The 24,276-nt window shown below is 67.7% G+C and carries 26 protein-coding genes and 1 tRNA gene; 15 read left to right on the forward strand and 12 right to left on the reverse strand.

What is annotated here, in order from left to right; genetic code table 11:
• Positions 1-125 precede the first annotated feature (125 nt).
• Positions 126-545: a metallopeptidase family protein gene (locus tag J1C47_RS16805; RefSeq protein WP_207351942.1), complete on the forward strand. Its 420-nt coding sequence runs from the start codon at positions 126-128 to the stop codon at positions 543-545.
• Between the two features lie 101 nt (positions 546-646).
• On the opposite strand, the gene J1C47_RS16810 is transcribed toward J1C47_RS16805, so the two are convergent.
• Positions 647-919 carry a hypothetical protein gene (locus J1C47_RS16810; RefSeq protein ID WP_207351943.1) on the reverse strand — a complete coding sequence of 91 codons (273 nt, stop codon included), beginning with the start codon at positions 917-919 and terminating at the stop codon, positions 647-649.
• A gap of 64 nt (positions 920-983) precedes the next feature.
• Entirely contained in the window at positions 984-1,190 is a 207-nt protein-coding gene (locus J1C47_RS16815; protein WP_207351944.1) for a DUF1737 domain-containing protein, read from the reverse strand.
• A gap of 340 nt (positions 1,191-1,530) precedes the next feature.
• Here J1C47_RS16815 and J1C47_RS16820 point away from each other — a divergent pair, with 340 nt between their 5' ends.
• From J1C47_RS16820 to ndk, 5 genes are all read left to right on the forward strand, one after another.
• Positions 1,531-1,980 carry a ferritin-like domain-containing protein gene (locus tag J1C47_RS16820; RefSeq protein ID WP_207351945.1) on the forward strand — a complete coding sequence of 150 codons (450 nt, stop codon included), beginning with the start codon at positions 1,531-1,533 and terminating at the stop codon, positions 1,978-1,980.
• Between the two features lie 214 nt (positions 1,981-2,194).
• Positions 2,195-2,800, forward strand: a complete 606-nt coding sequence (leuD, locus tag J1C47_RS16825; RefSeq protein ID WP_207351946.1) for a 3-isopropylmalate dehydratase small subunit — start codon at positions 2,195-2,197, stop codon at positions 2,798-2,800.
• Between the two features lie 165 nt (positions 2,801-2,965).
• Positions 2,966-3,040: transfer RNA gene (locus tag J1C47_RS16830), tRNA-Thr, on the forward strand.
• Positions 3,041-3,173: 133 nt separating this feature from the next.
• Positions 3,174-3,866, forward strand: coding sequence for a glutathione S-transferase family protein (locus J1C47_RS16835; protein WP_207351947.1), 693 nt, complete (start codon positions 3,174-3,176; stop codon positions 3,864-3,866).
• An 88-nt stretch (positions 3,867-3,954) separates the two neighbouring features.
• Positions 3,955-4,377, forward strand: a complete 423-nt coding sequence (gene ndk / locus J1C47_RS16840) for a nucleoside-diphosphate kinase (RefSeq protein WP_207351948.1) — start codon at positions 3,955-3,957, stop codon at positions 4,375-4,377.
• A gap of 267 nt (positions 4,378-4,644) precedes the next feature.
• On the opposite strand, the gene J1C47_RS16845 is transcribed toward ndk, so the two are convergent.
• The 3 genes from J1C47_RS16845 to moaD all read right to left on the reverse strand — a co-directional run bounded on the left by J1C47_RS16845 (position 4,645) and on the right by moaD (position 6,186).
• Positions 4,645-5,172 (reverse strand): CBS domain-containing protein, encoded by a 528-nt coding sequence (locus J1C47_RS16845; protein WP_207351949.1) that lies wholly within the window; start codon positions 5,170-5,172, stop codon positions 4,645-4,647.
• A gap of 177 nt (positions 5,173-5,349) precedes the next feature.
• Positions 5,350-5,892, reverse strand: coding sequence for a molybdenum cofactor biosynthesis protein MoaE (locus J1C47_RS16850; protein ID WP_207351994.1), 543 nt, complete (start codon positions 5,890-5,892; stop codon positions 5,350-5,352).
• Positions 5,893-5,934: 42 nt separating this feature from the next.
• Positions 5,935-6,186: a molybdopterin converting factor subunit 1 gene (gene moaD, locus J1C47_RS16855; RefSeq protein WP_207351950.1), complete on the reverse strand. Its 252-nt coding sequence runs from the start codon at positions 6,184-6,186 to the stop codon at positions 5,935-5,937.
• A gap of 151 nt (positions 6,187-6,337) precedes the next feature.
• Here moaD and J1C47_RS16860 point away from each other — a divergent pair, with 151 nt between their 5' ends.
• Together J1C47_RS16860 and J1C47_RS16865 are read left to right on the forward strand one after the other, a co-directional pair.
• Entirely contained in the window at positions 6,338-7,438 is a 1,101-nt protein-coding gene (locus J1C47_RS16860; RefSeq protein ID WP_207351951.1) for a hypothetical protein, read from the forward strand.
• A gap of 227 nt (positions 7,439-7,665) precedes the next feature.
• Entirely contained in the window at positions 7,666-8,112 is a 447-nt protein-coding gene (locus J1C47_RS16865) for a hypothetical protein (protein ID WP_207351952.1), read from the forward strand.
• Between the two features lie 54 nt (positions 8,113-8,166).
• Here the strand turns inward: J1C47_RS16865 and pgsA are convergent, their stop codons facing one another.
• Both pgsA and uvrC read right to left on the reverse strand, forming a co-directional pair.
• Positions 8,167-8,748: a CDP-diacylglycerol--glycerol-3-phosphate 3-phosphatidyltransferase gene (pgsA, locus tag J1C47_RS16870; RefSeq protein ID WP_207351953.1), complete on the reverse strand. Its 582-nt coding sequence runs from the start codon at positions 8,746-8,748 to the stop codon at positions 8,167-8,169.
• Positions 8,749-8,862: 114 nt separating this feature from the next.
• On the reverse strand, positions 8,863-10,995 hold the full coding sequence (uvrC, locus tag J1C47_RS16875; RefSeq protein WP_207351995.1) for an excinuclease ABC subunit UvrC: 2,133 nt from the start codon (positions 10,993-10,995) through the stop codon (positions 8,863-8,865).
• A 535-nt stretch (positions 10,996-11,530) separates the two neighbouring features.
• On the opposite strand from uvrC, the gene J1C47_RS16880 reads away from it, so the two are divergent.
• Positions 11,531-12,220, forward strand: coding sequence for an outer membrane protein (locus J1C47_RS16880; protein WP_207351954.1), 690 nt, complete (start codon positions 11,531-11,533; stop codon positions 12,218-12,220).
• 237 nt (positions 12,221-12,457) lie between these two features.
• On the opposite strand, the gene J1C47_RS16885 is transcribed toward J1C47_RS16880, so the two are convergent.
• The 3 genes from J1C47_RS16885 to J1C47_RS16895 all read right to left on the reverse strand — a co-directional run bounded on the left by J1C47_RS16885 (position 12,458) and on the right by J1C47_RS16895 (position 15,571).
• Positions 12,458-14,311 carry a transglycosylase domain-containing protein gene (locus tag J1C47_RS16885; protein ID WP_207351955.1) on the reverse strand — a complete coding sequence of 618 codons (1,854 nt, stop codon included), beginning with the start codon at positions 14,309-14,311 and terminating at the stop codon, positions 12,458-12,460.
• 179 nt (positions 14,312-14,490) lie between these two features.
• Complete coding sequence (locus J1C47_RS16890; RefSeq protein ID WP_207351956.1) at positions 14,491-15,255, reverse strand: YoaK family protein; 765 nt, start codon at positions 15,253-15,255, stop codon at positions 14,491-14,493.
• A gap of 7 nt (positions 15,256-15,262) precedes the next feature.
• A complete protein-coding gene (locus tag J1C47_RS16895; RefSeq protein ID WP_207351957.1) occupies positions 15,263-15,571 on the reverse strand; it encodes a BolA family protein in 309 nt (102 codons plus the stop codon).
• A gap of 147 nt (positions 15,572-15,718) precedes the next feature.
• Here J1C47_RS16895 and J1C47_RS16900 point away from each other — a divergent pair, with 147 nt between their 5' ends.
• From J1C47_RS16900 to J1C47_RS16910, 3 genes are all read left to right on the forward strand, one after another.
• Positions 15,719-16,330, forward strand: a complete 612-nt coding sequence (locus J1C47_RS16900) for a J domain-containing protein (RefSeq protein ID WP_207351958.1) — start codon at positions 15,719-15,721, stop codon at positions 16,328-16,330.
• 271 nt (positions 16,331-16,601) lie between these two features.
• Positions 16,602-17,588, forward strand: coding sequence for a cobaltochelatase subunit CobS (gene cobS / locus J1C47_RS16905; RefSeq protein ID WP_207351959.1), 987 nt, complete (start codon positions 16,602-16,604; stop codon positions 17,586-17,588).
• A 253-nt stretch (positions 17,589-17,841) separates the two neighbouring features.
• Positions 17,842-18,105 (forward strand): type II toxin-antitoxin system HicB family antitoxin, encoded by a 264-nt coding sequence (locus J1C47_RS16910; RefSeq protein WP_207351960.1) that lies wholly within the window; start codon positions 17,842-17,844, stop codon positions 18,103-18,105.
• Between the two features lie 103 nt (positions 18,106-18,208).
• On the opposite strand, the gene J1C47_RS16915 is transcribed toward J1C47_RS16910, so the two are convergent.
• Positions 18,209-19,066 (reverse strand): NAD(P)-dependent oxidoreductase, encoded by an 858-nt coding sequence (locus J1C47_RS16915; protein ID WP_207351961.1) that lies wholly within the window; start codon positions 19,064-19,066, stop codon positions 18,209-18,211.
• 234 nt (positions 19,067-19,300) lie between these two features.
• Here J1C47_RS16915 and cobT point away from each other — a divergent pair, with 234 nt between their 5' ends.
• Complete coding sequence (cobT, locus tag J1C47_RS16920) at positions 19,301-21,214, forward strand: cobaltochelatase subunit CobT (protein WP_210382350.1); 1,914 nt, start codon at positions 19,301-19,303, stop codon at positions 21,212-21,214.
• Positions 21,215-21,273: 59 nt separating this feature from the next.
• Positions 21,274-22,317, forward strand: coding sequence for an esterase-like activity of phytase family protein (locus tag J1C47_RS16925; protein WP_207351962.1), 1,044 nt, complete (start codon positions 21,274-21,276; stop codon positions 22,315-22,317).
• 226 nt (positions 22,318-22,543) lie between these two features.
• Here J1C47_RS16925 and J1C47_RS16930 read toward each other — a convergent pair whose 3' ends face one another.
• Positions 22,544-23,584: a glutamine synthetase beta-grasp domain-containing protein gene (locus tag J1C47_RS16930; protein ID WP_207351963.1), complete on the reverse strand. Its 1,041-nt coding sequence runs from the start codon at positions 23,582-23,584 to the stop codon at positions 22,544-22,546.
• A 455-nt stretch (positions 23,585-24,039) separates the two neighbouring features.
• On the opposite strand from J1C47_RS16930, the gene J1C47_RS16935 reads away from it, so the two are divergent.
• The gene (locus J1C47_RS16935) at positions 24,040-24,234 is read left to right on the forward strand and encodes a DUF2735 domain-containing protein (protein ID WP_207351964.1); all 195 of its coding nucleotides are present in this window, start codon (positions 24,040-24,042) and stop codon (positions 24,232-24,234) included.
• Positions 24,235-24,276 lie beyond the last annotated feature (42 nt).

Below are 24,276 nucleotides of genomic sequence, written 5' to 3' on the forward strand. Positions count from 1 at the left end.
CTCTCTCTCTCTCTCTGTGTCTCTGTCTCTGTCTCTGTCTCTGGGCAAGCGGCGTCCGCCCCCTTATCTGGTGGCGACAAGCGGCGATGCCCGGTGTGGATCCGGGCCGGCAGCAGGGGGCGGAAATGGATGTCTTCAAGGATCATCGTATCGCCGGGCTGCGGTCTCCCAGTCTCGACGACGTCGAGGCGCTGGCGATCGCGGCCTATGACGAACTTCCGCAGGAGTTTCGCGCCCTGTGCGGCGAGATCCGCTTCATCGTCGCGGATTTTCCCGACGAGGACGTGATCGACGCCATGGAGCTGGAATCGGAGTTCGACATTCTCGGGCTCTTCGAGGGCCGGCCGATCGGCGACATGGGCGTCGGGGCGACCGGGGCGATGGCCAACCGCATCCTGCTCTATCGCCGGCCGATCCTCGACTACTGGGCCGAGAACGACGAGACGCTGGAGGCGATCGTCCGGCATGTGCTGATCCACGAGATCGGCCATCATTTCGGCCTCTCGGACGACGACATGGAAGCGCTGGAGCGCGACGCCGAATAGAGGCCGGCATCGTCCGGTTGCCCGGGCAGTCAGGCTCTCTTTGCCGGCGGTTGCGCGGCCTGCCCGACGAGGCCGCCGCCTCCGACGGCTCGGGGCCCGCCTCAGCCCGCCTGATGCCGGCTGACGAATTTGTTGAAGTTCGGATTGTCGCCGGACGTGTCGAGCATCAGCGCGAGTTCCTGCGCCTCGAAGATCTCGAAGAACGCGTCCCAGGATATCTCTTCGAGGCCCTGGTTGTCGTGCCCGTGGTCGAAGCGCAGCACGCCCGGTCCGCCGTCGCCCCTGGTGTCGGAAACCACCGCCGGCTTGCCTTTGGTGCGCTTGGCGAAATCCTTGATGTCGTTGTGGTCGATGACGATGTGCGAAGCTGCCATGATCTTTCCTCTCCTCAGGGTTGCCTGTGAGAGAAAAGATCGTCGGCGGCCGGACGTTCCGGCGTCACTGGTTGCCGAGCTTCATTTCCGGATCGTAGTTCTTGCCTTCGACCGACTTCGTCACCGCCTGGCCGCAGCGCATCGTCTTCGTCTCGGCGTCGAAGGCATAGGTCGGAGAACCGTGGAGCTCCCACCCCTTCGACAGAGCGAGCGAGACCTTGTGGCAGAAGCTGGCATCATCCGGGCCGGAGAGGAAGCGGTAGAGTTTCATCGGGCGTCCATCGGTTGAGGCGCCGCGTTCGGTGCGGCGGCGGCATCGCGCATCGGCGCACCCCGACATCGCTCGGCGTGGCGTCGTTGCGGCGATGGCCGATGCCATACGCGAAACGCGCCATCCCGCAAACGTGCCCCCGCCTCGGAAGCCCGGCAATTCCGCGCAATGAAATCTCGTTGTCGCAACCGTCATTGTCCCGGTCAGATATTTCCGCGCCGAAGGACTGATCCGGCACGTTCGGTCCATAGCCGCCGAAGCAATCGGCTTCGGCTGCCAGGGAACGCTCGTCGGGCAGGCGGCTTCCCGTCATACGACATCGTGATCACAGGAGGCGATCATGACGACCACCGTCGGCCGGGAAACCGAAATCGGCAGCCTCGTCGAAGATCTCATCGTTCTCGAGCGGGATGCCATCGCGGCCTATGATTCGACCATCGAGCGGCTTGCCGGCGGGGCTCTCGGAACGCAGGTCGCGCAATTCCGCAAGGATCACATCCAGCACCTCGACGTGCTCAACGAGATGGCGGCCGAACTCGGCATCGACGCGCCGCGCGAGGGCGACGCCAAGCAGCTCCTGACCACCGGCAAGATCGCCCTGGCACAGCTGATGGGCGACAAGGCCATCCTCAAGGCGATGAAGACCAACGAGGACAAGACGGTGAAGGCATACGAGCGCGCCACCAATCACCCCGAGGCCGTGGAGAAGTCGCGGGCCTTCTTCGCCAGGGCACTTGCCGACGAGGAGCGGCACCGGGAATGGATGGAAAGGACCGCCGCTTCGCTCTGAGCCCGCCCCGGCGCGGGAACACTCCTGGTCATCGGGTCCGTCGATCGAGGCGCGGGCGACTTCTCCATCGACCGAAGGGTGGGCGGCCGAAGCGCGGGGAATTTCCGGCCGCCGCTTCTTTTCCATGCCGCACGGCGCCGCGTTCCGCCTTTCGTCCGCAGCGCGGCTCGTGCTATCGACGAACCCCATCTTGGACGAGTTGAAGGCCGATCAAATGCAGAAATTCGACAGGCTGACCGGCGTCGCGGCGCCGATGCCGATGGTCAACGTCGACACCGACATGATCATCCCGAAGGATTATCTGAAGACGATCAAGCGCACCGGCCTCGGCACCGGGCTCTTCGCCGAGCTGCGCTACAAGGACGACGGATCGGAGAACCCCGACTTCGTGCTCAACAGGCCGGCCTATCGCAACGCCGAGATCATCGTCGCGGGCGACAATTTCGGCTGCGGATCGTCGCGCGAACACGCTCCCTGGGCGCTGCTCGACTTCGGCATCCGCTGCGTGATCTCGACCTCCTTCGCCGACATCTTCTACAACAACTGCTTCAAGAACGGCATCCTGCCGATCCGCGTGACGCCGGAGCAGCTCGCCCTCCTGCTCGACGATGCCGAGCGCGGCGCCAATGCGCGGCTGACCGTCGATCTCGAGCGCCAGACGATCTCCGGACCGGACGGGGGCGAGATCTCCTTCGAGATCGATCCGTTCCGCAAGCACTGCCTGCTCAACGGCCTCGACGACATCGGCCTGACGCTCGAGCGGGCAGGCGCGATCGGCGACTACGAGGCGCGGCTTGCCGAAGAGCGGCCCTGGGCCTGACGACGCCGCGGCGCGCCATCGGCGCCGCCGGCGCCGGGGCCGGCCTCCGGGGCTGCCGGGTGTGGCCGGCAGGCTCCTTGCGCAAGGCTTTCCGGGCGTTCCACCGAAACCCGCCGATCGGGTGTTGACGCGCCGGGCGAAATCATCGAATAAGGCGCCCGCAGCGCTGCGGTAGCTCAGTGGTAGAGCACTCCCTTGGTAAGGGAGAGGTCGAGAGTTCAATCCTCTCTCGCAGCACCATTCCCCTTCAGTATCGACATTGCCGCATCCGGTTGCAGAGTGCTGCCGGTCTGGACTCGGCTTTGCCCGCCGGGCCGGGAGGCGCTATGAGAACCGCGGCGGCCCGCCGGGGAGGCTCGCGGAGACATGATCGATGGCCATCACGCTCTATGAACTCGTCGGACGCGACACGGCGCGGCCCTTTTCGCCCCACTGCTGGAAGGCGCGCATGGCGCTGCGGCACAAGGGTCTCGACTTTTCGACCGCGACGGCCGGATTCACCGAGATCCCGGAGATCGAGGGCGGCGTGTCGAAGATCGTGCCGATCCTCAGGGACGGCGAGAGGCTGGTCGCCGATTCCTTCGCCATCGCCGAATATCTGGAAGAGACCTATCCCGACCGGCCGAGCCTGTTTCGCGGCGAGGGCGGACGGGCGCTGTCGCGCTTCGTCGAGAGCTGGAGCCAGCGCACCATCCATCCGGCGATCGCCCGCTTCGCGGTGCTCGACATCCATGACGGACTCGCGGAGGCCGACCAGCTCTATTTCCGGCAGAGCCGGGAAAAGGCCCTTGGCACGACGCTGGAGGCGTTCGTCGCCGACCGCGCCGACCGCGTCGAACCGCTTCTGGCGTCGCTCGAGCCGCTGCGTGCCATCGTCTCGAAGCAGGCCTTCCTCGGCGGCGAGAGCCCGCTCTTTGCCGATTACATCGTCTTCGGGGCCCTGCAGTGGGCGCGTATCGCCTCGCCGTTCCGCTTCCTGCCAAAGGGCGACCCGGTCACCGCATGGTTCGAGCGCTGTCTGGCGCTGCACGACGGCGAGGGCGCCAGGGTGCCGGCGGCCGCCTGAGCCGCCTTCGTTGCCGCCTTGCCCATGGGAAGCCGGGCCGCTATAGGTCGCGCCGGTTTCCCGAACAGCTCGAAAACAAGGACTTTCCATGGCGGTCGAACGCACCTTCTCGATGATCAAGCCCGATGCCACGCGGCGCAACCTCACCGGCGCCATCACCAAGAAGCTCGAGGAAGCGGGACTGACCGTGGTCGCTTCGAAGCGGGTGTGGATGAGCCGGCGCGAGGCGGAAGGCTTCTACGCGGTCCACAAGGAGCGGCCGTTCTTCGGCGAACTGGTCGAGTCGATGTCCTCCGGCCCGACGGTCGTCCAGGTCCTGCAGGGCGAGAACGCCATCGCCAAGAACCGCGAAGTGATGGGCGCGACCAACCCGACGCAGGCCGCCGAGGGCACGATCCGCAAGGAATTCGCCCTGTCGATCGGCGAGAATTCCGTGCATGGCTCCGACGCGCCCGAGACCGCGGCCCAGGAGGTCGCCTACTGGTTCTCCGAGACCGAGATCGTCGGCTGAGGCTGCCGATTGCTAGCGGGGCGGCCACGAGGGCGCCCCGCTGATCCTCGTGAGGGGTGGCGACGTCGATCGTCCCCGTCTGACCGGGCCGCCTTCTGCGCTGGCCTCTTTCTGCCAGGGCCCTTTTCTGCCCAGGGATCGGGTGCCTCGCTCGCTGCGTTTCTCCATCGCCTCGCGGGGCAGATCGCCGTTGACGGCCGCCCAGAAGCGGCCGGGCCGTATCTGCCAGCGCTACCATAGAGCCCCGGCGGGCTGTTCCACGCCCTGCTATGTTTCCGCGCCGAAGAACGCCGCGAGGATCACGATCAGGACGATCGTGTAGAGCGCGACGGAGCCGGCGACGAGCATGATCTGGTAGTTCCGCCCGACGGTGGTGCGGGTCACCTCGCGCGCCTGGTGCAGGAGGTTGGGCCAGGTGTAGGACACGAAGTCGCCCTGCGTCATGATCGAGACGACGCGCCCCTGATCGTCGACGATCGGCAGCCGGCGAAACCGCTCGTTCGACATCACCCGCATCCATTCGATGAGGTCGTCGTCGGCCTTGGCGACGCGCGGCCGCGCCGTCATGATCTCCCGCAGCCGCGTCGTTTCCGGATCGCGCCTCGCGCCGACCAGCCGCTTCATGACGTCGCGTTCTGTGACGACGCCGATCAGCTTGTCGAAATCGTCGACGATCATCACCGACCCGACGTTGCGCTCGGTCATCGCCGCGACCGCCGCCATGGCCGTTTCGTCCGGGCCGAAGCAGAGCGGCTTCGGCTTGTCGCGGAATTCCGGCCTGTCCTTGATCTTCATCGGTGCCCTCCCTGTCAAAGAGGGAAAGCTAGCGGCAGCGGGGCGAAGAAAAGTGCCGCGGGGACAATCAGCGCAAGTATATCGTCGCTGCAGGTGCGAAATGACCTTGGCTCCGGCCGGATTCCATGTCGGGCGGAACGGTTTCCTTCTGCAAATATCTCGTTCGAACCTTCCGATTTACAGCCGGTGCCAGCGATCGGCGGCCGCATCGTCGGTGTCCTTGGCTTCGACCCAGCCGCCGGTGGTTCCGTCGACGAGATGCTCGCGCTTCCAGAACGGCGCGGCGGTCTTCATGTAGTCCATCAGAAAGCTCGCGGCCTCGAATGCGGCGGCGCGATGCGACGAGCTGCAGGCGACGAGGACGATCTCTTCGCCCGGCGCGATCAGGCCGTAGCGGTGGAGCGCGGCGCAGCCGAGCAGCGGCCAGCGCGCGGCGGCCTCGCGCGCGATCTTTTCGATCTGCTTCTCCGCCATGCCCGGATAGTGTTCGAGCTCCAGCGCCCGCAGCCGCCCGCCCTCGTCGCGGCAATAGCCGGTGAAGGTGACGAGCGCCCCGACCGCGCCGGAACCGGCGAGCCGGGCGACGACCGCGGCGGCGTCGATCCGCCCGGCGGTGACGCCGACGTCGATGGCCGGCTCCGGCCGAAGCGAAACGTCCGTGGTCCCGCCCGCGGCCGCGGCGCCGCTCGCCGCTCCAGGTTCCCGCCGCGCGTCGTACATGGTCGCGGAAAGATCTGCGCTGTCCGGGGTCTCGGCCATGGGTCAGCCTCCGGTCATCGGCGGGAAGATCGCGACTTCTTTCGCACCTGCCAGCGGCTCGGAATGGTCGACATGCTCGTGGTTGATGGCGACGCGGATGATCTCCGGCGCCTGCAGCGCCGCGTCGTAGGTCTCGCCGCGGCCCTTCAGCCAGTAGAGCAGATCGCCGACGGTCTCGACGCCCGCCGGCAGCACCACCTCTTCCTCGGCAATTCCGATCCGCTCGCGCACCCAGGCGAAATAGGCAAGTCTCATGGCTGTTCCTCCTGTTTCATGGGGATGTGGCGGGCCGGGGCCCCGATGTCCATAGCGTCGGCGGCGCCGGATGGCCGCGACCTCGGCCGGTCCGTCTCTGCAGCTTCCATTCGCCGGGCATGAACAGAACCGGCGAAGCGGAGATGCCGTCGTGAGGAAGCAGCTTGTCATTGCCGGTCTCGCCGGCGCCACCAGCATCGCCATGACGGCCGCGGCCGGTGCCCACGAGGCCTGGCTGCTCACCCCGGAGGAGATGATCGGCCTCGCCTCGGCCCCGAAGCCCGCGGTCTTCACCAATCCGCTGTTCGCGGCGCCGCTCGCGGCGCTTCTCGCAGGCGGGGTCTTCGCCGCGATCAGCCTCGAGCCGCGCTGGCTCGATCTCGAGAACCGGCTGTTCCGCCCGCTGGCCGAGCGGGCCGGCGAGATCGGACCGGCGGTCGTGCGCCTCGGCCTTTCGGTCATGCTGTTCACCGCAGCGCTCGGGCTCCTGCCCGCCGCGGGCGTCGCCGCCGGGACGCGGCCGACGCTGTTCGTGCCGGACATGCAGCTGAAGCTGTTCGACCCCGCCTGGGGTCTGCTCGTGCCGGTCCAGCTGGCGCTCGCGGCCATGCTCCTCACCGGTCTCGGCACGCGGATCGCCGGCCTGGCCGTTGCGGCGCTCGCGGTGTTCGGCCTGCACCTTTTCGGCGAGACCTTCCTCGCCTATGCCGGGCATTTCGCGGTTCCGGGGCTCTATCTCGCCTTTGCCGGCGGCGGAAAATTCCGGCTGCGGCTGCCTGCGGCGCTGGCGGCAAGGCTGCCGGCCGCGACGGCGCTCGACCGCCTGGAACTGACCCCGACCGTCTATCGCGGCCTGATGATCGTCTTCGGCCTGAACTTCGCCTATCTCGGCATCACCTACAAGCTGATGCAGCCGACCCTGCTCATCGCGATCCTGGAACATGGCGGCTTCCCGGAGTTCGGCGTCGGCTACGGTCTCCTCGCCTTCGTCATGACCTTCGTCGAAATCTCGGCCGGTCTCGCCCTCGTCGCCGGCGTCCTGGTGCGGCCGGTCGGGCTGTTCCTGATCTCGGCCTTCACGCTGTTCGCCGTGACCCTCGGCGAGACGCCGTTCTTCCACTCCAACCTCTATGCGATGGCCGCGGTCCTGGTGATGGCCGGAGCCGGGGCGCGCCGCGCCGCCGAGGGCAGGGAAACGGTCCGGCGGCTTGGAGCGCCGGCCGCGGGCGCCATGGTCGAGCAGGCGGCCTGAGACCGGCCGGCCGCAGGGACGGGAAGACAGGGTGGATGGCGGGGTGGTCCCCCCGCGATCCGCCCGGGACGGGGCGCCTCCGCCGCAGGCGCCCCGTCTTCGTCATTGCCTCAGCCGGCCGTCCGGTCGCCGGCGACGCGGCTTGCCGGGCATGGCGCGCCTGCGCCCGTCTCGGCCTTCCACTTGCCCGGCGAGCCCGACCTTTCCGTCGTCGTGAGGAGTGGACGATGACCCGTCTCTTTCGATCCCGCCGCGCATGCCTTGCCCTTGCTTCGTCGCTCCTGGCGGCAGGCGCCTTCGGCGTGACGTCGCTTCTCGCCGAGACCCGCGAGCCGCCGCCGTCGCTGTTCGTGCGCATCGCCGACGGCGCCCCGGTGCCGAAGCTCGTCGCCCATGCGGCGCGAAACGCCGAGGGCGAATGGACCGTCTCAATGGAGGCCGAGAACTTCCGCTTCACCGAGATCTGCAACGCCGCGACCGGCAGCGAGGCCGTCGGCCACGTCCACATCTACGAGGGCAACCGAAAGCTCGCCTCGGCCTTCGCGCCGGAGAAATCGATCGGCAGGCTCTCGCCCGGCCGGCACCTGCTGACGATCACGCTCCAGGCGACCGACCATCGGGCCTTCGCGACGAGGGACGGGATGATCACGGCGCAACTCGCCATCGAGGCGTGACGCAAAGCCCGAGCCGGTCGAAATGCCAGTCCGCGGCCGCCTTCGCCGCCGCCGTCAGTCGTCGATGTGCCGGAGGCCGGCGCGGAAATAGTCGTAGCCGGTATAGAGGGTGACGAGGGCCGAGACCCAGAGGAGGACGAGGCCGAGCACGGTGATGCCCGGCATGAACTCGTCGCCGGCGGGCCCCGCGAGCAGGAAAGCGATGGCGATCATCTGGATCGTCGTCTTCCACTTGGCGAGGCGGGTCACCGGCACGGAGACCTTGAGCTCGGCGAGATATTCGCGAAGCCCGGAGACGAGAATCTCGCGGCACAGGATGATGATCGCCGCCCACAGGCTCCAGCCGGCAATGCTGCCCTCGGCGGCGAGCAGCAGCAGCACGGCCGCGACGAGCAGCTTGTCGGCGATCGGATCGAGCATCCGGCCGATCGTCGATGTCTGCTGCCAGGCGCGTGCCAGATAGCCGTCGAAATAGTCGGTGATCGAGGCGGCGATGAAGATCGCGAGAGCCGTCCAGCGGGCATAGTCGGGGCTCCTCAGCTGTCCTTCCAGGAAGAAGCACATGACGACGAGCGGAACGCAGACGATCCGGGCATAGGTCAGGATGTTGGGAAGGCTCAGGGCCCTGGACGCCATGATACGATAGCCTGCAGATGTCTCACGGGTGCCTGTCAAAGCGCGCTCGGGCGTGCCGCGTCAACCGCGCGGCCGGCGCCTTTGGTCGAATAGGCCAGAATGGTGACGAATGTTTCATCCGCCAGTATGGAAATGGTCGTAGATCGACTGGGCCATGGCCGCCGAAATGCCGTCGACCTCGGTGAGATCGCTGAGCGCCGCCCGCGAGACGGCCTTGGCGGTGCCGAAATGGTGGAGCAGCGCACGCTTGCGCGACGGTCCGATGCCGGCGATTTCGTCGAGCGGGTTCTTCACCAGCTCCTTCTTGCGCTTGGCGCGGTGCGTGCCGATGGCGAAGCGGTGGGCCTCGTCGCGCAGCCGCTGGACGAAATAGAGCACCGGATCGCGCGGCGGCAGCGAGAACGGCTCCCGCGCTCCGGTGACGAAGCGCTCGCGCCCCGCATCGCGGTCGACGCCCTTGGCGACGCCGATGGCGGTGATCCGGTCGGCGATGCCGAGTTCGTCGAGGATCGCCCTGACCGCCGACATCTGGCCTTTGCCGCCGTCGATGAGGACGAGGTCGGGCCAGGCCGGCATCGGCGCGTCCTCGGCAAGCTCGTCGACGGGGTCGGCCGGTCTCGCCGCCTCTCCGGGATTTGCCGTGTCGGCCGTCACCGGCATGTCGCCTGCATGCTCCTTGATCAGCCGGGAGAAGCGGCGGCGGATCACCTCCTTCATCATGCCGAAATCGTCGCCCGGCGTGATGTCCTCGCCCTTGATGTTGAACTTGCGGTACTGGTTCTTGGCGAACCCCTCCGGCCCCGCGACGATCATCGCCCCGACGGCGTTTGTGCCCATGATGTGGGAGTTGTCGTAGACCTCGATGCGGCGGGGCGCGCGGGCAAGGCCGAAGGTCTCCTTCAGCCCGTCGAGCAGCCGCGCCTGGGTGGAGGTCTCGGCGAGCCTGCGGCCGAGCGCTTCCCGGGCATTGGAGGCGGCGTGGTCGACGAGGTCGCGCTTGGCGCCGCGGGCGGGCACCTCGATCCGCACCTTGCGGCCGGCCTTCAGCGTCAGCGCCTCGGCGAGCAGCGCCTCGTCCTCGACGCGCAGCGGCAGGAGGATCAGCCGCGGCGCCGGCGTGTCGTCGTAGAACTGGCCGAGAAACGCGGCGAGCACCGCCTCCGGCTCCAGCGACGGGTCGGCCTTGGGGAAATAGGCACGGTTGCCCCAGTTCTGGCCGGTGCGGAAGAAGAACACCTGGATCGAGGTGATGCCGCCTTCCTGATGGATGGCGAAGACGTCGGCCTCCTCGATGCCTTCGGGGTTGATGCCCTGGTGGCTCTGGACGTGGCTGAGCGCGGCGAGGCGGTCGCGGTAGACGGCGGCGCGCTCGAAGTCGAGCGCTTCCGAAGCGGCCTGCATGCCGTGCGACAGCATGGTCTTCACGTCGCTCGACCGGCCCGAGAGAAACGCCGTCGCCTCGTCGACGAGCTCTTCGTAGCCGGCGGCGTCGATCTCGCCGGTGCAGGGGCCGGCGCAGCGCTTGATCTGGTAGAGCAGGCACGGCCGCGTGCGGCTGTCGTAGACCGAGTCCGAGCAGGTCCTCAGAAGGAAGGCGCGCTGCAGCGCGTTGATCGTGCGGCCGACGGCGCCGGCCGAGGCGAAGGGGCCGAAATAGCGGCCCTTGCGCGAGCGCGCGCCGCGATGCTTCAGAATCGCCGGGGCGGCGTGGTCCTGGCTGATCAGGATGTAGGGAAACGACTTGTCGTCCCGCATCAGGACGTTGAAGCGGGGCCGGAGGCGCTTGATGAGGTTCGCCTCGAGAAGCAGCGCCTCGGTCTCCGTGCGGGTGGTCACGAATTCCATGTTGCGCGTCTCGCGGATCATCCGCGCGATGCGCTGGGTGTGGCCGCCGAGCCGGGTGTAGCTGGCGACGCGCTTCTTCAGGGAGCGGGCCTTGCCGACATAGAGGATCTCGCCCGCCTGCCCGAACATGCGGTAGACGCCGGGGCCGTTGGGCAGGCGCTTGACCAGCGCGGCGATCAGCTCCGCGCCCACGAGGTCGGCCGAGACCGCCTGCCGGGCGTCGTCCCACTCGATCGCCTCGATCAGCGCCGCAGCCGCGGGCGACGGGCGCACGCCGGCGGGAAGGGCATCCGCTTCCTCGTCGTCGCCATCTCCTTCCGCATCGCCTTCCTCGGCGTCGTCGAAGCCATCGAAACCGTCCGGCTCGCCATCGGCGGCGGCGGACGGCGCTTGCGCCTCCAGATCCCCGGCAGGATCGGCGTCGGGCAGGTCCTCCGCGGCGACGGCGTCGTCCTCGAAGGCCGGCGGCTCCTGCCGCGGCTGCAGGGCCCGGGCGCTGTGGCGCGAATATCGTTGTGGACGCGAGCGGCCCAACGGCTTCTCCTCGGGGGTGTTCGATCGAAAGATCCGGCCGGGTCGACGGCAAGCCGCCTCCGCCGCGCCCCTTATATGATTGTTCCGCATCCAAAATGCAGTGGCGGCGCGACCTGCCGCCGCGGTTTTCCCCTGCCGGAGCCGAAGCGGGGCGCCGCCGCGGGCGGGGTCCGATTTTGTGCCCAAACTGCAACAGCGACGAAAAACCTCGTCGGATCGCCGCGCATTCGGCTCACGAAGTCCTGTTTACGCCATCCCTCATCTCCATTTGCGGGGAGGTGTGGCATCGTTGCAAGATCGGCGGCGGTGTTCTCGGGAAGACGGGGCTGGTCGGCGCTCGTGACCCGGCGGTGCGATCCGCGGATCGCCGACGTTGGGCGCGCATGGCAGTGGTGGTGCTTCGATGGCAAGAACGTTCAGGGTCCGAGTGCGGGACGGCGTCCTTCTTGGGGCGCTGCTGGGAGCATTGTCGCTGCCGGCCGGCCGGGCCATGGCCGCCGACGCGATCTACGAGCAGCCGGCCTATGCTCCCTCGCCGGAGGCGCCGTCCTCGCCGGTCTACGTCTGGTCGGGACCCTATGCCGGCGCATTCGTCGGCTACAACTTCACCCACTTCGAGGACGCCGGCAACGTCACCTTCAGCGCCGACGGCGTGGTCGGCGGCGTCTATGCCGGCTACAATTTCGACACCGGGCCGGTGGTCTACGGCATCGAGGCGGACATCGGCGGCTCCGGTGTCGACGGTTCGGAATTCAGCCCGTCGCTCGGGGCCGACGTCTCGGGCGAGCAGAACGTCTTCGGCTCGCTGCGCGGGCGCGTCGGCGTCAAGGTCGATCCGTTCCTGGTGTTTGCGACCGGCGGCGTTGCGGCGTCCCGCAACGAGCTCTCGCTCGGCGGCGCTTCCGACAGCAAGACCAGCGTCGGCTACACGGTCGGCGCGGGCGTCGAGGCGAAGATCACCGACGACGTGTCCGGCCGGCTGGAATATCGCTATTCGAAATATGGCAGCGAGACCTACGACCTCGGCGCGACAAGCGTCTCGTCCGGCTTCGACGAGCACTCGATCCGGGCCGGCATCGCGCTGAAGTTCTGATCCGGCGCGCCGCGACGGAGGAATTTCTGCACGACCGCTTTCGCATGCCGGCGCCGCGTTCAGCGGGCGACTGCGCGGCGCGGCGATGCCGCGCTGCCACCCGTTGCTCTTTCATGCTCACCCGATCCTCTTCGGCGGCCGTCGCCGCTGCGATGGGCGATCGCCTTCGGCAGCGCGCGGTGAACGCGTTCGGGGGCAGCTTCGACCGGACAATCGCCGCTCGGGGCGAGCGACCGTTCAGCGTCCCGCGACGACGGTGCCCGGGCCGCAGCCGAGGGGGCCGGGATCCTTGCCGCCATGGATGTTGGCGTTGAGGTTGTGGACCATCGCCACCAGCGCGTGGGACGACAGCGGCCGCCTGAGCTTCGAAGGGTCGCTGGCACCGGCCGAGACGAAAACCGTATAGGCCCTGGTGAAGGTGACGAGGGTGATCTGCCGGTTGTCGTCGGAGGTGCCGGTCTTCGCGGCGACGTCGTTGACGAATCGGCTGCCATTGGCGGTTCCCGTCGGACCGGTGGTGGCGAGCAGCATCTCGTGCAGGGCGTCGAAGCCGGCCGTCAGCCGCGCGTCGGCGGCGAGCGGCTGGGCCTTTTCCTCGAGCACGACCTTCTGCGTCGCCCGGTCGCGCGCCTCCTTGAGGATCAGCGGGCCGTTCGACACCCGGCCGCAGGTGGCCACCGTCACATAGGCGTCGAGAAGGTCCATCAGCTTCACCGGTTCGGCGCCGAGGGCAAGCGACCGCTCGCGGGCCCCGGCGAAGCGGAAGCCGGTCTTCATGCGTTCCAGGACGCGGTTGGCGCAGCCATGACCGAAGCTCTGCATCATGCGCACGAAGGGCGGGTTGCGGCTTGCAGCCAGCGCCTGTTCCAGGCTGATGCGGCCGAGATAGCGGCGGTCGCCGTTCTGGACGGGCGGGATGCCGAAGGGCGAATCCTCCACCCGCGTCTGCGCGGTCCAGCCCTTTTCCACCAAAGCACAGAGGCTGAGCAGCGGCTTCACGGTCGAGCCGGGATAGATCCGCGCCTCCGGCGGCGCGGCGATCGCCTCGATTCCGCCCGTGGCATTGTTGACGACGACGGCGGTGAGCCGGTCGTAGCCGGCGCGGCGGATGCGCGGATAGTATTTGTCGATGGCGGTCTCGAGATAAAGCTGCGTCTCGGAGGAATAGAAGGTGACGACGTCCAGGCTGGCCTCGTGTGCCGCCGTGCCGAGCTTTTCGTCGAGGCGCATCACGGCGAGGTCCCGCGCCGCGCCGAACTGATCGGAAAGCCGCCGGTCCTTGGCGAAGGCATGGGCGGCAAAGCGGCGGGGCAGCCGGTCGTCGGCGACGGCCTTCTCGGTCAGCGTCACCGGCTTCAGCCCCATGGTGAGCAGCAGCCGGCGCGCCTCGCGGAGATTGCGCGGCTTGGTCGGATTGCCGGCCGTCGGGTTCTTGATCGTGACGGCGAGGCTTGCCGCCATGTCCGGCGTGAAGGTGACGCTCTGGGCCCGCTCGCGCTTGAAGGAATAGCCGAAGTAGTAGCGGGCCGCCGCTTCGATGCCCTTGGTGTTGTGGCCCATGAACGGCGTGTTGAAGTAGAATTCCAGCAATTCCTGCTTGGAGAAGTGCCATTCCAGCCAGAGCGCGATGGCGAGTTCGTCGAACTTGCGCTTGAAGTCGCGTCGGCTGCCGACATAGACCTGCTTGGCGATCTGCTGGGTGATGGTCGAGCCGCCGCGCGGATCGTCGCCGAACTGGCTGAGGAGGGCCTTGCCGATGGCGATCGGATTGAAGCCCGGATGGCGGAAGAACCAGGAATCCTCGCTGGTCAGGATGGCGTCGCGCATCACCGCCGGGACGTCGCCGTAGCTGACATACATCGCCTCTTCGATCGGCGCGTTCCACGGCTCGTCACGATGGCGGGAGAGGTCGACGATCAGGCGGTTGGAATGGACCCGTTCGCGGGTCGTCTCGACCGTCGCTCCGTAGCGGGCGGCCACCGCGTCGACCCAGCTGTGGACCCCGACGATGCCGCATCCGACGATGATGATGAGAAAGGACAGGATGAGCCAGATCGTCCTGTAACGGGGAGCCTCGTCCGCCTGGTCCATGCGCCGTCCCCGTCCGTGACCGATCGTTAACCATCGCGATATGGGTGCGCCGGATGACGGCCGCAACGAAGTCGGCCGCTTCCGGCCTCTCCCTCCCATGGCCGGATGGACCGGTCTCTTGCCGGCAACGGTGCATTGGAAAGCCCAGACGCGTCGGCGCGGATCCGGCGGCCGCCGGCTCAGTCCGGCGGGCGGCCGAGGCCGAAGCTCGGATGCATCCAGGCGTGCGGGACGCTGAGCGAGATCGCGGTGAGGGCGAGGGCGAGGGCGCCGAGCGCCCAGATCGAGGTTTCCTGCCATGAATGCAGGAGCAGGACGCCGGTGACCGCGCCGGACAGCATGCCCACCCAGGGGCACATCTGCACCAGGAAGCCCGGCCGCCTTTCGCCGCAGATGAAGCGGCCGAGACCCTTGCCGAACCGCGACAGGGCGCCGGTGACGTAGGTCAGGCCCAGCGGATGGCCGGCGACGTTGTCGACCGCCGCATTCAGCATGCCCATGGCGAGAACCAGCGGCAGGTAGGTGAAGGGAGAGGGGCTCGCGCCGGCGAAGGCGGCGACGGAGCCGGTCACCACGGTGACGGCCATCAGGAGCGGCCACTGGCGCTCGCCGGTGGCCCTGACGACGATCACGCCGGTGGCGTTGCCGACGACGAAGATGCCGAGGATCGACGCGAGCCGCATCACCGCGTCGCCGCGGCCCTCGCCGATGGCGATGGCGAGGCGCGTCGTGTTGCCGCTCATGAAGGAAAGGAAATCGCCGGCCCGCAGGAAGCCGATCGCATCGGTCATGCCCGCGAGGAACGACAGCAGCGCAACGAAGCCGAAGCCGAGCGCCTTCTGGCGCCCCTCGGGCGCGCCGTCGCCGCCCGCCCGGTTGCGTGGCTGCGTGAAATGTCGCTGCGCGCGGCGCTCGCCGCGGCCGAAAGGTCGTTCGCCGTCCATCGAAATCTCAGCGTTTCAGGCGCGTCGGCTCTCCGGGAGCCGCCGCCTCTATGGCGAGAGCGTGGACGCCCCCCGAAAGTTCCGGCGCAAGCAGCGCGTTGATCGCCCGGTGGCGGGCGATGCGCGACATGCCGGTGAAGGCGTCGGCGACGATCCTGATGCGGAAATGCGTCTCGCCGGAGCCGTCGAAGGCGGCGTGGTGGTCGCTGCCCGCGTGATGGTGGCCGGCATGCATGTGGCTTTCGTCGATCACGTCGAGCCCGGCCGGAGCGAATGCCTCGCCCAGCTTCGCCTCGATCCTCGCCTTGGTGGTCATGGCCTGCCTCTCGTTGCTGCCGGATCACATCCTGCCGGCCAATGTTGCGCCTGGCTTGCGGCGGCGCATTCCCGCCCCGGGATTTCCGGCTTTTTGTCGCCTGTCAATTCTTGTTCGCATATGCCTCGGGCCCCATAATCCGCCGCGATGAAGCTCGACTCCAAATATTTCGACGCGATCCGCGTCAAAGGCAAAAGCGCGGCGGCGGGTGCCAAGCCGAAGGCGCCGGTCTGCGCCTGGGAAGGCTGCGATGAGCCCGGCGTCTACAAGGCGCCGCTCGGCCGCGATTTCGAGGGGCAGTATCTCAATTTCTGCGTGGATCACGTCCGCCAGTACAACAAGTCGTACAACTACTTTTCCGGCCTCAACGACGACGCCATCCAGAAATATCTCAAGGATGCGATGACCGGCCACCGGCCGACCTGGTCGATGGGCCGCAACGGTTCGATGCCGAACGGCACGCGCAGCGGCCGGGCGGCTTCCGCCGGAGCGCGGCCGCGCGATCCCTTCGGGCTGTTCGGCGAGGAGGGCGCCCGCGGCCCCGGAACCCGGCGCCCGAAGGTGCGCCCCCTGGAGAAGAAGGCCTTCGAGAATCTCGGCCTCGAACCGGGTGCGGCTGGCGAAGCGATCCGCCGCCGCTATAAGGATCTGGTGAAGCAGCTCCACCCGGACGCCAATGGCGGCGATCGCGGCCAGGAAGACCGGCTTCGTGAGGTGATCCAGGCCTACAAGCTCCTCAAGCAGGCCGGCCTCTGCTGAGCGCCGCGGCCTTCGCGTCGCTTCGCATTGCGTTGCAACGGTCTTTCCGCCATCGTCGCCGAAGCGCCTGGGGACGAGGCCCGGCCAGGGCTCGCGCCGGCTCGCATGCGATTGCGGGCGGCCCTCGGCGCCTGGAGACGGGCAGGGCGGGTTGATTCGGTTGGCCCGTCGCGGCAGGTCTCGCCGGTGCGGCGGGTCTGCCCCGGCGGCAGGATGACAGCATGACGGCGCAAGCGGCGGCCCTTCGCCCGAAAGCGCCCTTGGAGGTATGATGAGTGCAGCGGAACAGGATGTGGCCCCTCTGCCGGACGCCACGATCTCCGTCCGCGAAACCTTCGGTTTCGACAGCGACCTGAAAGTCCCGGCCTATTCGGCCCGCGATCCGCACGTTCCGGAGATCGACCCGGACTACATCTTCGACCGCCCGACGACGCTGGCGATCCTCGCCGGTTTCGCGCGCAACCGGCGGGTCATGGTCTCGGGCTATCACGGCACCGGCAAGTCGACGCATATCGAGCAGGTGGCGGCGCGGCTGAACTGGCCCTGCGTGCGCGTCAATCTCGACAGCCACGTCTCGCGCATCGATCTCGTCGGCAAGGACGCGATCACCGTGCGCGAGGGCATGCAGGTCACCGAATTCCGCGACGGCATCCTGCCCTGGGCCTATCAGCACAACGTCGCGCTGGTCTTTGACGAATACGACGCCGGCCGGCCGGACGTGATGTTCGTGATCCAGCGCGTCCTCGAATCCTCGGGGCGCCTGACGCTGCTCGACCAGTCCCGCGTCATCCGGCCCCACCCGGCCTTCCGGCTGTTCGCGACCGCGAACACCGTCGGCCTCGGCGACACCACGGGCCTCTATCACGGCACCCAGCAGATCAACCAGGCGCAGATGGACCGCTGGTCGATCGTCACGACGCTGAACTACCTGCCGCACGACACCGAGGTCGGCATCGTCCTCGCCAAGGCGAAGAGCTTCGCCACCGCCGAAGGCAGGAAGACAGTGTCGAAGATGGTGCGCGTCGCGGATCTGACGCGCTCGGCCTTCGTCAACGGCGACCTGTCGACGGTGATGAGCCCCCGGACGGTGATCACCTGGGCCGAGAACGCCGAGATCTTCGGCGAGGTCGGCTTCGCCTTCCGCCTGACCTTCCTCAACAAGTGCGACGACCTGGAGCGTCCGCTGGTCGCGGAATTCTACCAGCGGGCGTTCGGAGAGGAACTGCCGGAAAGCGCGGCGAACCTCGTTCTGGATTGAGGCGGGGGCGGGCGGCTTGCGTGGGTAAAACTCTCGACAGGATGCGCGCCAACCCAAAGGCGGACTGGCAGATCAGCGATGTCGAGCGAGCCTGTCGCGAGACAGGCTTGTCCTGTTTGAAGCCGAGCCGAGGCTCGCATTACAAAATCGGCGATCCATTGGGCGGTCGTAGATATACGATCCCCGCGAGACGTCCTATAAAGGCGAAGTACATCCAAGAGTTCTTGAAGTTCGTTGAGGAGTTGGGCAAGGCATGACTGCGACCTTGCGTACCGCCGACGGCGCGCTTTTCGACCCCTCGGCCTATGAAGTGCATCTTCGACCCTTGACCGAGGACGAAGGCGGAGGCTGGTTTGCGACCATTCCAGATCTTCCAGGATGCATGGGTGATGGGGAATCGGAGGCCGAGGCGATCATGGACGTTCGATCCGCCGCTTGCGAATGGGCAGATGCAGCAGTTGCGGACGGCGAGCAGATTCCCGCGCCATCCTACCGCACTGCGGAAGCTGCGGAATAACTGAATCTTGAGACAGAAACATCCGATGATATCGGCTCCGCATCCGGACTGATTATCACGCGCAGCTCCGTCAAAATTCGGCGCGTTGATGCCCCTTCATGACTCACCGATACAGCTTCGCCACCGCGGTCATGTTCTCGGCGCCGAGGCCCTCGGCGATGGCGCGCTCAAATGTCTCGTGGGCCTTCTCTATCATCGGCGCCTCACCCTTGCCCGTCAGGCCGAGCGCGTAGCGGAAGTCCTTGTCGAGGAGCTCGACCGGGAATTTCGGGTCGAAGTCGGACTTGATCATCGAACTGGTCAGATAGGCAAAGTTCGGCGCCCAGACGGCTGTCTTGGCGATGGCGTCGACGGCGGTCTGCGTGTCGGCCTGCGAGCGGTCGAGCATGGCGACGACCTCCGCCCATGCCGCGACGTTGACGCCGAGGATGGCGTTGGTCGCGAGCTTCACCGTCGCCGCATCGCCCCAGTCTCCGACCCGCTCGAGGCTCTTGCCGAGCGGCTTCAGCACCGCTTCGGCGCGATCGAGGGCGTCCGTCTTGCCGGCGAGGAAGAAGACGAGGCCGGCGTTCTCGGCCTGCGGCAGCGTGCCGGAGACCGGCGCCTCGACGAGATCGACGCCCTTTTCGGCCATCGCGCTGCCGAGGCTGCGCACGAAGTCGGGCGTCAGGGTGGAGACCTCGATGGCGGTCTTGCCGGCGGCCATGCCGGCAAGCGCCCCCGTCTCCTCGTCGAGCCATACCTCGCGGGACGCCTCGTCATTCGAGACCATGGCGAGGACGATGTCGGCCATCTCGCCGGCCTGGCGTGGCGATGAGGCGGCGCGGGCGCCCGCCGCGACATAGGGTTCGGTCTTTTCAGGGTTGCGATTCCAGACGACGAGGTCGCCGCCGGAGGCAAGGATGTTGCGGGCGATGCGCGAGCCCATCGCACCGAGGCCGAGAAAGGCGATCGTTGGCATGGCGTTTCCCATCGAGTTGGCAGGAAGAACTCAGGCGGCGAAGCGCGCGGGGCACCGCCGTTCCTTCGGCTAACGCGGCGATCGCGCCGTGGTTTCAAGGCGCGGCGGCCGACTCCCCGGGGGCCGAGGCTTCGGAGCGCGGGTCCACAGGCTGTCCGTCATGCCGCGCAAATGCCGTGCGAATGCCCGGCTTCGACTTGCCGCGGGGCGGGGCCGCGGCCTATTTGTGAAGCCATGAGCAAGATCGGCGACAACAAGCGTCCCCCCCAGGCCAAACCGACCGACCGCGAGCCGTTCCGCCGCGCCGTCGCCGGCGCGCTGCGCGCGATTTCGGGCGACCCGGAAATGGAGGTCACCTACGCCGCCGACCGGCCGGGCCTTGCCGGCAGCCGGGCGCGGCTGCCGGAACTGCCGAAGCGCGCGACGCGCAACGACGTCGCGGTGACGCGCGGCCTCGCCGACGCCATGGCGCTCCGCCGCGCCCGCCACGACAGCCGCGTGCATGCGAGTTTCTGCCCGGACGGCAAGAGCGCCCGCGCCGTCTACGATGCGGTGGAACAGGCGCGCTGCGAGGCGATCGGCGCCAATGCCATGGGCGGCGTCGGCGACAATCTCGCCGCGATGCTCGAGGACAAGTATTTCCGCTCGAACCTTTCCGACGTCACCGACCGCGCCGAGGCGCCGATCGAGGACGCCGTGGCGCTGATGGTCCGCGAGAAGCTGACCGGCCGGGCGATTCCGGACAGCGCCCGGGCGCTGGTCGACATCTGGCGCGACTTCGTCGAGGAGAAGGCCGGACGCAACTTCGACAAGCTGACCGCGACGATCGACGACCAGCACGCCTTTGCGCGGGCGATGCGCGACATGCTCGTCTCGCTGGAAATGGCCGAGCAGCTCTCCGAGGAGCAGAACTCGGAGGAGGACGAGGACCAGGAGGAGGAGCAGGGCGACAATCAGAGCCGCGACAACGAGGAGAGCGGCTCGGAAAAGGACGCCGGCAGCGAGGAGGCGGAGGCCGAGGACAGCGAGACCGAGGGCGAGAACGAAGAGACCGCCGAGGCCGAAAGCTCAGAGGTCACCGCCGAAGATCCCGTCGACGACGAGACGCAGGATACCGAAACCCCGGGCGAGTCGCGCCGGCCGAACCAGCCGCTCGACCGCGATGCGCCGCAGTTCGACTACAAGGTCTTCACCCCGCAGTTCGACGAGATCGTCGGCGCCGAGGATCTCTGCGACGAGGCCGAACTCGATAGGCTGCGGGCCTTTCTCGACAAGCAGCTTTCGACGCTGCAGGGCGTCGTCGGCCGGCTCGCCAACCGGCTGCAGCGCCGTCTCATGGCGCAGCAGAACCGCTCCTGGGACTTCGACCTCGAAGAGGGCTATCTCGACACGGCGCGGCTGACGCGCCTCGTCATCGATCCGATGCAGCCGCTGTCCTACAAGATGGAGCGCGACACCGACTTCCGCGACACGATCGTCACGCTCCTGATCGACAATTCCGGCTCGATGCGCGGCCGGCCGATCACCGTCGCGGCGACCTGCGCCGACATCCTGGCACGGACGCTGGAGCGTTGCGGCGTCAAGGTCGAGGTGCTCGGCTTCACCACCCGCGCCTGGAAGGGCGGCCAGTCGCGCGAGGCCTGGCTGAAGGCCGGCAAGCCGGTGAAGCCCGGGCGGCTCAACGACCTCCGCCACATCGTCTACAAGTCGGCGGATGCGCCGTGGCGGCGGGCGCGTCGCAATCTCGGCCTGATGATGCGCGAGGGGCTCCTGAAGGAGAACATCGACGGCGAGGCGCTGATCTGGGCGCACAACCGCCTGCTCGGCCGCTCCGAACAGCGGCGGATCCTGATGATGATCTCCGACGGCGCGCCGGTCGACGATTCGACGCTGTCGGTCAATCCCGGCAACTACCTCGAACGGCACCTCAGGGCGATCATCGAGGAGATCGAGACCCGCTCGCCGATCGAGCTTCTGGCGATCGGCATCGGCCACGACGTGACGCGCTACTATCGCCGCGCCGTGACCATCGTCGACGCCGAGGAACTGGCCGGCGCGATGACCGAGCAGCTCGCCGACCTGTTCGAGGAGGAGGGACGGCTGGGCGCGGCGGGCGCGACCTACCGGCGGGCGGGCGGCCGCAGGTGAGAATTCGCGCCGATTGCAGGAGGTCGTCCGCCGCAAGACCGGCCGGGCGGGGAAGGCCGATGCGCCGGCGCGTGGCGTCGCTGCTTCTCGCCGGCTTCCTGGCCGTTCCGCTCGCCAGTCGGCCGGCGGGTGCCGGAGCGGGGGATGCGATCGCCGTCGATGCAAGCCTCATCCCGCAATTTTCCAAGCATTCGCAGACGGCGCGCTTCGGCAGGCTGACCTATCTCGGCGGCTTCAGTTTCTGGTCGCCGGATGGCCGGCTGCACGGCATCTCGGCGATCAGGCTGCGGGAGAAGGGCGCCGCCTTCGTCGCCGTCACCGACAATGGCTGCCGGGTCGAGGGGCGGATCACGCGCGACGCCGGCGGCCGCCCGCTCGGCCTGTCAGGCGTTGAGGTGACGGCGCTCACCGATCTCGTCGGCCGGCCGCTCCGGGGCAAGGCGGCGGGCGACGCGGAATCCCTGGCGCTGGCGCCGGACGGCCGCACCGCCTATGTCGGCTTCGAGCAGAGGCATCGCATCTGGGCCTACGATCTTTCCGGCACCGAGTTGGGGAGGGCGCGGTCCGTCCCGCTGCCGGTCCCCGCCCGGGAGTTGCGGGCGAACAAGGGGCTCGAGATGCTGGCGATCGCGCCGCAGGCCTCGCCGCTCAACGGGGCGATGGTCACCGTCGCCGAACACTCGATCGATCCGGCCGGCAACCTCTTCGCCGGTATCGCCGGGGAGGACGGCGGCGTCTTCAAGGTGCGGCGGAACGACGGATGGGAGGTCTCCGACGGCGATTTCCTGCCGAACGGCGATCTCCTCCTCCTGGAGCGCCGCTTCGAGGGCATCTTCTCTGGGCTCGGCATCCGCATCCGCCGCATCGCCGGCGACGCGATCCGGCCGGGCGCTCTCGTCGACGGGCCGGTGGTCTTCGAGGCGGATCTCTCCGACGAGATCGACAACATGGAAGGCCTCGACGTCTGGCTGGACGGGGAGGGGCGCACACGGCTGACCCTCGTCTCCGACGACAACGGCTCGCTCTTCCAGCGCAACATCCTGTTGGAGTTCGTCTGGACCGATGGAGACGACCCGGCGCCGGGTCTTGCCTCCGGCGGGTGACGCCGTGCCGGGTTGACGGATACGGAAGCGACACCGCGACTGCCGAGCAGCACACCGCCACTGGCGCGCAACACGCCGAGCACCGAGACGCACATGCCTGCCTGCACGACCAGCCGACACCGGCCGGCGTTTTGCCCCCCTCAAAAGCCGACGGCGCGGCCCCTTGCGGGAACCGCGCCGTCATGTGTTCTGATCGGGGCCGGCCGTGCAGCCCCGGAAAAACTGATCAGGCCGCGGCCTGGGCCTTCTCGTCGGTCGGGACTTCCGAGATCGTCTTCAGCACCTGCGAGGCGATGGCATAGGGGTCGCCCTGCGAGTTCGGGCGGCGATCCTCGAGGTAGCCCTTGTAGCCGTTGTTGACGAAGGAATGCGGGACGCGCACCGAGGCGCCGCGATCGGCGATGCCGTAGGAGAACTTGTTCCACGGCGCCGTCTCGTGCTTGCCGGTGAGGCGCATGTGGTTGTCGGGACCATAGACGGCGATGTGGTCGTGCAGGTTCTTGTCGAACTGCGCCATCAGCGCCTCGAAATAAGCCTTGCCGCCGACTTCGCGCATGTGGGCGGTCGAGAAGTTGCAGTGCATGCCCGAGCCGTTCCAGTCGGTGTCGCCCAGCGGCTTGCAGTGCCATTCGATGTCGATGCAGTACTTTTCGCAGATGCGCATCAGAAGGTAGCGGGCGATCCACATCTGGTCGGCGGCCTTCTTGGAGCCCTTGCCGAAGATCTGGAATTCCCACTGGCCCTTCGCCACCTCGGCATTGATGCCCTCGTGGTTGATGCCGGCCGCAAGGCACTGGTCGAGATGCTTCTCGACGATCTCGCGGGCGACGTCGCCGACGGCGCTGTAGCCGACGCCGGTGTAGTACTTGCCCTGCGGCTCGGGATAGCCCTGCGCCGGGAAGCCGAGCGGGCGGCCGTCCTTGTAGAAGAAATATTCCTGCTCGAAGCCGAACCAGGCGCCGTCGTCGTCGAGAATGGTGGCGCGGCTGTTGGAGACGTGCGGCGTGACGCCGTCCGGCATCATGACTTCGCACATCACCAGCGCGCCGTTGACGCGGTCGGGATCGGGATAGCAGGCGACCGGCTTCAGGACGCAGTCGGAGCTGTGGCCCTCGGCCTGCATGGTGGAGGAGCCGTCGAAGCCCCAGAGCGGCAGCTGCTCGAGGGTCGGGAACTCGGCGAACTCCTTGATCTGCGTCTTGCCACGCAGGTTCGGGACCGGCTTGTAGCCGTCCAGCCAGATGTACTCGAGCTTGTATTTCGTCATCATTGTTCTTTCGCGGATGGATGCGCCGCGCGCATCGAACGACCTCGATCGCCCGCGGGCGCGGCATGGGCGCCCTGCGGGAACGCCCGAAGCGATGCATGTGTCGTGCCAGATCTGCCGGACGCGTTGCCGCCGCAGGGAATTTTTCAGCGACGGCCGAAAGGATCGGAGCTTCGGCCGGATCGTTATGGCCAAGAGCAGTGCCGGCGGGAAGGACTTAAGACGCTGTCCGCTCTGCGGGTTTCATTGCATCGAAACACCCCGCCGGCGGGTGTGCCGGGAGAAGCGCGTCGCGGTGATCGGCTGCGTGGTTGCCGCTCCTGCGTCAGCGCGAGCGGCGCCAAATTGGGCGTTTTATCAGCTTAAAAATTCGGCATATTGCGTAAGAGATATGCAGAACCTAGGTTATAGGGTAAGTCGAAAGAGAAGAAGAAAAAGAACCGAGGAAACGAGACATGACCTTCACTGAAAACCGGCCGAGCGCCGAGATCGTGCCATTTCCGGTCGCAGCGCGGCGGAGCGCCGTCGAAGCCTCCCGGCGTGCGGCGCGGCCGCGGCTGCCGGACTTCGTCGTCTATGCCGCGGGCGACGCGCCCTATCACGAGGCCGCGATCCGCGAGGACGCCGAGAGCCGCCAGCGCGGTCACTGACCGGCCGCTCGCCGTCCGGAGGGCGGGGGAGGGCTTGTCAAA

Origin of the sequence: Jiella sonneratiae (genome assembly GCF_017353515.1) — a bacterium.
Classification (GTDB): Bacteria; Pseudomonadota; Alphaproteobacteria; order Rhizobiales; family Rhizobiaceae; genus Jiella; species Jiella sonneratiae.